Source organism: Pseudomonas sp. AF32 (genome assembly GCF_022342325.2).
Taxonomy (GTDB): domain Bacteria; phylum Pseudomonadota; class Gammaproteobacteria; order Pseudomonadales; family Pseudomonadaceae; genus Aquipseudomonas; species Aquipseudomonas uvaldensis.
Window position 1 is genome coordinate 1 of record NZ_RQJK02000050.1, and the last position, 1,431, is coordinate 1,431.

Consider the following 1,431-nt stretch of genomic DNA (forward strand, 5'->3'; position numbering starts at 1 on the left):
GCAATGCTGTTCAGTTAAGGATTATTGACTAATCCCTGAGCAGCAGGAAAATCCGGAATCTGACAAAGGATTCCGGATTTTTTATGCCCGTTGCACAGGACTTAGGCGCTGTTCAGGACTGCACCGAACAACCGCTATCACGGCTTGAGGTGCTCACCGAGCACATTCCCCAAGAGTGGATCGAGGTTGCAGCCACACTTGCTGATAAGGCCACGATCCGCCGTCGGCGCCTGCCTTCTGACATGGTTCTTTGGCTGGTAGTCGGCATGGCGTTCTTCAGGGGTGAGCCAATTGTGGAGGTCGCTCGTCGATTGAATATCTGCGCTGAAGGCCTGGCCAATGAAGTTCTTTTGGCAAAAAGCGGACTTTCCCAAGCCAGGCAGCGCTTGGGTGATCAACCCGTAGCCTGGCTGTTTCAGCAGTGCGCCAGTGTCTGGGGATACGAGCGTTATCCGCAGGATGACTGGCATGGGCTTCAGGTTTTTGCCGTCGATGGCGCTTTGTTCCGGACACCGGAAACAGAGCAACTCCGAGCCCACTTCGGCTCCGGCAATACCCCTTCTGATCGGCAGACGCCTTATCCGGTGCTGCGCCTTGTCGCACTGATGAATGCCCGCTCTCACGTTATCGCCAACGCGGCCATCAGCCCCTATCGCAAAGGCGAAATCCCGCTGGCTCGTGATTTTGTCGACGCCATCCCAGATCACTCTGTGACCTTGTTGGACAAAGGCTTTTTCAGCGCCGACTTATTGTTGAGCCTCCAAGACGGCGCAAAGAATCGACATTGGTTGATCCCTGAGCGCAAGGGCACGGTGCGAACGGAGATCGAGCGCTATGGCGCCGGCGATTGCCTGGTGCAGATGAAGGTCTCACCACAAGCCCGGAAAAAGAACCCGCTACTGCCTGAATACTGGCAAGTGCGGTCCGTAACCTACGAAATTGAGGGAAAAGAGAAGACCGTTTTTACTTCCCTGCCCGCATCACAGTTCAGTACTGAGCAGGTCGCTACGCTTTACCACGAGCGCTGGGAAATAGAACTGGGCTTCAGAGATATCAAATGCTCGATGCAGGAAAATGCCTTGACGCTTCGCAGTAAGACCGTCGACTTGGTGTATCAGGAGCTATGGGGCCTGCTACTGGCTTACAACGTTGTTCGCCGAGAAGCCAGCCAAGCAGCGGTTGCCCATAAACGCGCTCCCAGCGAAGTCAGCTTCAAATTTGCTTGTCAGCACATCGCCAGCCACCTCGTGGTGATGGCTGGCGCGGTATCCCCGTCGCACACGCCTAGACGTTTGGAGGAGTTGCGCGGGAGCATTGGTGTGCTGTTCATAACAAAACGCCCCAGACCGGCGAGGCCCAGGGCGGTGAAGATGTCAAAAACCCGGTATCCCGTGGATCGCAATGCTGCTCCGCTTAAGTGAACAGCATTGC

1 protein-coding gene is annotated in these 1,431 nt (G+C 55.6%); it reads left to right on the top strand.

Going from position 1 to position 1,431, the window contains the following annotated elements; genetic code table 11:
• Positions 1–83 precede the first annotated feature (83 nt).
• Positions 84–1,421 carry an IS4 family transposase gene (locus tag EGM97_RS26035; protein WP_238965594.1) on the top strand — a complete coding sequence of 446 codons (1,338 nt, stop codon included), beginning with the start codon at positions 84–86 and terminating at the stop codon, positions 1,419–1,421.
• The last annotated feature ends 10 nt before the right edge of the window (positions 1,422–1,431 follow it).

Excerpts from the sequence above, each read along its gene's own strand:
- EGM97_RS26035 (WP_238965594.1), top strand. The coding sequence starts at position 84 with ATGCCCGTTGCACAGGACTTAGGCGCTGTTCAGGACTGCACCGAACAA.